This window comes from Syntrophales bacterium, from assembly GCA_023229765.1.
In the GTDB taxonomy this organism is placed as follows: Bacteria; Desulfobacterota; Syntrophia; order Syntrophales; family UBA5619; genus DYTH01.
In genome coordinates this window covers 1-6,156 of sequence record JALNYO010000069.1, presented here as the reverse complement: position 1 = coordinate 6,156, position 6,156 = coordinate 1, and the positions used below count along the sequence as shown (strand labels likewise).

Here is a 6,156-nt window from a genome sequence, read left to right as displayed (position 1 = left end):
GCATCCGCCCCACACTCGAAAAAAGATATTTGCATATACAAAAACCCTGCCAACTTCCAACGGGCTCGTCCAACTACAGGATAAGATCGTGGTTCGCTTCGCTCTCACGATCTATCCTTATTCGTTCTGGTCCAACAGAATCTTATTTACCTTTGAACCAAATCTGCTTATCAACCCGTTCACAAGATCATGCAGGGTGTTTCCCTGAAACATAAGATCAATTTTTTTCTGTCGGTTCATGAGTTTATAAAGGTCAGGTATGCCCTCAATTCTAAAGTGTATATTCATCACTATCCTCCTTTAACTGTTGCTGTAGGAAATCAGGGGACATACCACTTATTTTCAGATGAATTATATCGGATTCACTTGTCGAAGGCAACAGGAGGCGTCAAACCTACACTTTTTACATTTCAAGCCAGTGAGCACGGACTTACTATTTGATGGCGAAAAGGCATCTTATCGGACACTAAACGTAAGGGAAGCCCCGGTGTTTCCCTTGGGCATCATGGTGAGAATGCCATCCACGCCCAGCTTTTCGATTTCCGTTGCATCATGGATGGCCTCCTGCGTGGACGTGGCTGCAAATTCCCGCGACGACGGGAACTCGTCCGGCAGTCACGCTCACAACTATCTCCACGGTATGCTTTTTTGTTGCCCAGTCGAGGTAAAGCGCCTCGCCGGTGCTGCCCAGCGGTCACGCCGTGAACTCTCTGGCGGATGAGGTGTTCGGCGAGAGCAGCCAGCACTTGTTCCTTGAGCCGTCCCTTTTCATCGAGGGGGTAACCAGACAGGGGAAAATACCGAAAAATTCCTTGTCAGCCATGGTTTCCCCACTCAAAACGAATGACTTCTTCATATCAGAAGTTCGTTTGTGTCAGCCATCTTTTCCAGGTTCATCACCTTGTCGATAATCCGGTTCGCCTGGTCTTCAGAAATGATTCCGTCCGTAAGACTCCTGAATTTAGCGACCAGTTCGGCAACCGACAGCGGATTTTCCGGATCCCCCTTGGGATACTCATTGTAGCCCTGAAGCTCGCGACCGTCGGCAAGGGTGATCGTCACGCTGGCTGGCCATTTGCGCGGATAGACCTTTGTCAACTCGGGATCTGCCACAAAGTGAACCTTCGACATCAGCTCCTTCAAATCCGGATCGTCCAGCCTTGTTTCTGTGAAGTCGCACAGTTGGACGTGGCCATACGCCAATGCCGTAGCGATACAGAATGGCAGATGAAATTTTGCCAGGTATGGCGACTTTGGCTCGATTTCCCCCAGGAGATCGACCGCCCCCTGATAGACGCGCAGGCGGACTTCTGCGACTTCCGATGCCTTGAAGGTCTTGCTTCCAGTGGCCAGCAGCACGGCATCGATAGCGGAGTGGGTGTGTCCGCAGGAGGCGTAAAACTTGATCGAATTGCGGTCGCTGTGAAAGACCTCGCCCAGGCCGGCAGTGCACTTGTCCTGATCGAAATTCTGCGATGTGGCATGGAAAAACCCCTTTTCCCCTTCCAGTATTTTCCTGGCGCCGGTGAATCCCTCCTTGGCCAAAAGCGCCGCCAGCAGCCCATTCATCGCCGCCTTGCCAAGGTGGAGCTGTTTGCTCATCGCATTATCGGCGAGAAATTCCCAGAGTCCCGCCGCCTGCGTTCCCGCTGAGCCCATCGCCCAGACGAACTGCTCCTCACTCAAATCCAGAAGCTTTGTCGCCGCTGCCGCCGCCCCGTAGGTTCCGCAGGTCCCCGTCGTGTGCCAATAATGATAATGAGTCGTCCCGACAGACAGAGCCACTCTGATGCCAACCTCATAGCCGGCGGTCGCCGCGACGATCAGCTCTTTGCCAGAGGCGCGCCGTCTTTCCCCTAAGGCAAGAACCACGGGAAAAATGACGCTGGCCGGGTGAATGATCGATTCCCGATGCAGATCGTCCATCTCGACAACGTGCGAGGCGGCGCCGTTCACCAGGGAGGCCAGAAGACAGCTTGTCTTTGTCCCATCGGGAATAGAGGTGGATTCGGGATTGCCGCCGAGACTGTCGGCAACTTTCCTGATCATGCGGATCGACGGCTGGTCCCTGCCCGCATAGGCCGATCCCAGCCAGTCCAGTATGTACCCCTTCATTTTGGCGACTTGCGGACCGCTCAGATCTTCGAAACGAAGACCGCACGAAAACTTCGCCAATTGACTTGAAATCATTGTTTGCGACATGCGCTTTCCTCCTTTTCGTACGAAAGAATGATGAAAATAGGTTGGTTGCTATTCAGGTTGAGTCACGGTAAACTACTGATAAGAAATTTTGCCAAAAACAACTTCATCAGGAGGAAGACCATGATTCAGAGCGATGATAGAAGAATAATCAACATAGTGCATCGCCCCAAAATCCGCGATTGAATTTGCCGAACTGGTTCTTATTGTCCCAACGACTGAAAAATTCCCTCTTTCTCGTCAAGATAGATCCGCCAATCGTTGACGAGCCCATACAAAATTCCGTCTCTAACGAGAATATCATTTTCAATGTTGCCGACATGATAGGCAGCACGAGACCACGAATATTTCCATGCATGCTTCACAATGTCTGTAGCAACAGGATTATTTTCAACATACTGGACAGCAGCAGGGAAATGACCCTCATCAAGCACACATGAACAAAATCGCCCCTGAAATAAATAGCCGCGTACTCCCTCGCTGAAATTTTTCATACGAGTGTATCGTTTATGCGCTTCTCCAAAACCCCTGGCCAAGGAAGATTCATCCTGCGGCACAGCAACAAAGTGAACATGATTTGTCATCAAACACCACGAAAGAATATCAATCGGACAGCGCAGAGTCCCCTCTTTGATAAACTGCAAAGCAGGTCAGCGGTAGGGACCACTGAGCCGGACTGATCAACACGCTGTCCGGTCTCAAAAGGTCATCAGAACTAACCTTCAACATTCGTAAACCCTCAATATTTTATTGCTGTCTTTCTTAAAGAGACAGGGAAATCAGCTCCGTGATATCCATAACCTTGATAAGGTCTTCTTTCCCCATGACCTTAACCGCATCGGTGAGCGTTATATTGCAAAACGGACAAGCGGTCATGAGGATGTCAGCGCCGGTATCGAGGGCCTGCTTGATCCTTTTTTCTGCTATTGCCTGCGAGGAAAGCAATGTCTTCGGCGGCTCCATCCACATCCGGCCGCCCCCCATGCCGCAGCAGTCGCTGTCTTTTTTATTGTTCTCTATCTCTACGAAACTGACGCCGGGGATGCGCTTGATAAGCGCTCTCGGCTCCTCAAACACCCCGCTATGCCTTCCCAGGTAACAGGGGTCGTGATAGGTGATCTTCTTATTCACGCTGTTGTGAAGTTTTAATGCCTCTTTATCCAGAAGATCGTTCAGAAACTGGGTGTAATGCTGAACTTTTATATTATTGCAGTTGTCCGGGTACTCCTTCGTGAAGCTGTAAAAGCTGTGTGGGTCGCTTGTGACGATATGGCTGATTCCCGCTTCGGCAAACATCTCCATACTGGCCTCGGACAAATAGGCAAAAAGGCCCGTCTCGCCAATCCGGCGGGCTTCATGGCCGCTACATGTCTCATTCTCCAGGATGCCGAAATTGACGCCCGCCTGCTTCAGGATATTACTGAGGTTTTTGGCGATCTTCTGCCCTTGCGAATCGTAGGAGGCCGCACAACCGACAAAGTACAATACATCCACCCGGTCGTCCCTGGTGGCGAATTTAATATCGCGGCCCTCCGCCCACTTTGTCCTCTCATGGGACGGGTTTCCCCAGGGATTGCCGCGCACATGCATATTTTTCAAGGTATTTCTCTGGTCCGGCATCGGGCCCAGCATCTTGTCCACCAACAGCAGTTCCCTGGCCTTTTCAAATATCTCCACGAGGGGCAAGGATCTTGATACCTTGTTGCACATCTCCACGCATTTGCCACATGTTGTGCATGAATAGACCAAATCCCGGAGGTCTTCGCTGAAACTGTTCCATTTTACCGCATAGTAAATGGAACGGTTTATACCAAAGGGTCCCTGCGTGACCCGGGTATCGACGATGGGGCAGACGGTATTGCAGTGATGGCACTTCTCACATTGGAGGAGAGCTTCTGTTAAATATTTCTCAATATTTTCTTCAACCTGTTCCTCTTTCATCACACCTCTCCTTCAACGTTTCCACGGTTAAGAATGTTTTTTGGATCAAACAGGAGTTTCATGCTTCTTATTAACTGATAGCTGGTTTCCCCATACTTTTCCCGATAAAAGGGAACCCGGTAGGGAAGCTGTCCCCAATCGCCGCCGACGCCTTTATACTTCAGGTTCATCTCCTTCTCCAGCTTCCAGAGCGCGGCAACCACCTGTTTCATTTTTTCTATCGACCAGCCATAAGGCACTGCAAAACGCAAATGGAGCGAATCGGAGCCAATATGACCGTAGAAGTAGGCCTCCATCTCCCCAATTATATCTGTCCGACCATCACAGATATGATTCAGTTCGGTCATCGCCTCTGCCAGAAGGGGAAGAGGAGGGTTGATTTCGATCGTCTGGCACCCTTTGAGCCCTTTCTCTTTTCCCCATTTCCGGCCGTATTCCCGGACGCCCCAAACCTTTTTTCGGACTTCCTCATCTTCCAGGATATAGGCCTGCACCGCCCCGGAGCGCTTGAATAATTCGACCAGCTCGTTTGCGTTCCTCTGGGCTTCCTCTTTGGTTCTTCCCGCAGAGCGGGTGATGGCCATGGCCCCTTCCGGGAAGTCAAGACAATAGGCATCGCAACCGACCTTGCAGGCTTTTTCGCCCACAAATTCTCCATCCATCGGCAGCGGCAGTTTTTCCTTGTACATCCGGGCGATAACACGCCCTATATCCTCAACCGTCTGGAAAAAACCAACCGCATCCACCGTTTCCGGCATGGGATAAAGGATCATCCGAACCTTGGTGATTACCCCTAAGATCCCCTCCGCCCCTACAAATATGCGCGTTAAATCCCATCCCGAGGAACGTCTCAGGCATTCCGATCCTGTCTCTATTATTTCCCCCGTGGGCAGAACAACTTCCAGGCCGATGATATTATTCAGGGGTCTGCCGAAGACGTTATCGGTCAAATGACCCAGCGTATTGACGCTCACCGCTCCGCCGATGCTGGACCCCGGCTGTGTCTGGATCGGCAGAAAGTAACCCAGTTTGCCGAGTTCCTTAATGACAAAACCTGTTTTTAGCCCCGCCCCTAATTCGGCCCATTGATAGTCCTCGTCGATTTTCAAATAGTTCAATCGCTCCGTGCTCAGCGTTATCCCTTTGTGCTTGGGCTTTGTGCCAAAGATAAGCGATGTGCCGGAACCATAGGTCATGACCGGGACATTATGTTCATTGGCGCATTTCAACACCGCGGAGACCTCCTGGGCATTGGCGGGTTGAACCACGACATCCGGCAGGTCTCCCTCCTCCACATCGTACGGCAGCGATGTATCGGCATAGTTTGATCGGTCATACAGATCGGTCTGTACATGATCATCGCCGGCAATGTCTTTTAAATCCTGAACGAGCTTCTCCAAATTTCCCATTGAAACGGATCCTCCTATTTAAGTGACTTGACTTCACGCGTTTTTGGTTATTGACGGCATGTCACGATTATTGCGGGACAATTCCCTTCCGCCCGTCAGGAATTACGGCTGGGCAGAGGGTGTTTTTATCAATCTTTTCGATATCTCTTCGCGCCTTCCACATAAAGATCATTTCCCCGGATGTCATTGATGACGACCACCGGAAAATCCTCAACCTCCAGCCGATGGATCGCCTCCGGTCCGAGGTCATCGTAGGCAACGACCTCGGCCTTTTTGATACTCCTGGACAGGACGGCGCCGGCGCCGCCGGTGGCGCCGAAGTAAACGGCCTTATATTTTCGCATCGCCTCGACAACCTCCGGAGCGCGGTTTCCCTTGCCGATCATCCCTTTCAGGCCCAATTCCATCATTTTGGGGGCGTAGGCGTCCATCCGATAACTTGTCGTCGGGCCTGCCGAGCCGATAGGGTTCCCCGGCCGAGCCGGGGTCGGACCGACGTAGTAGATTATCTGGCCCTTGACGTCGATAGGCAATTCCTTGCCCGCATTGACAAGCTCGATCATCCGCTTGTGGGCAGCATCCCTTCCCGTGTAGATAATGCCGGAAA

At 51.4% G+C, this 6,156-nt stretch carries 5 protein-coding genes; all 5 read right to left on the bottom strand.

Annotated elements, in window-relative coordinates; translation table 11 throughout:
• Window positions 1-852: 852 nt before the first annotated feature.
• Window positions 853-2,202 (bottom strand): MmgE/PrpD family protein, encoded by a 1,350-nt coding sequence (locus M0P74_17845; protein ID MCK9365449.1) that lies wholly within the window; start codon window positions 2,200-2,202, stop codon window positions 853-855.
• A gap of 200 nt (window positions 2,203-2,402) precedes the next feature.
• Window positions 2,403-2,783, bottom strand: a complete 381-nt coding sequence (locus tag M0P74_17840) for a hypothetical protein (protein ID MCK9365448.1) — start codon at window positions 2,781-2,783, stop codon at window positions 2,403-2,405.
• A 178-nt stretch (window positions 2,784-2,961) separates the two neighbouring features.
• Window positions 2,962-4,140 (bottom strand): (Fe-S)-binding protein, encoded by a 1,179-nt coding sequence (locus tag M0P74_17835; protein ID MCK9365447.1) that lies wholly within the window; start codon window positions 4,138-4,140, stop codon window positions 2,962-2,964.
• Window positions 4,140-5,549: an FAD-binding oxidoreductase gene (locus M0P74_17830; protein MCK9365446.1), complete on the bottom strand. Its 1,410-nt coding sequence runs from the start codon at window positions 5,547-5,549 to the stop codon at window positions 4,140-4,142. The genes M0P74_17835 and M0P74_17830 overlap by 1 nt, the downstream gene beginning before the upstream one ends.
• Before the next feature lie 128 nt (window positions 5,550-5,677).
• Window positions 5,678-6,156, bottom strand: a 479-nt coding sequence (locus M0P74_17825; GenBank protein ID MCK9365445.1) for a Fe-S-containing hydro-lyase, incomplete at its 5' end; no start/stop codon positions are given.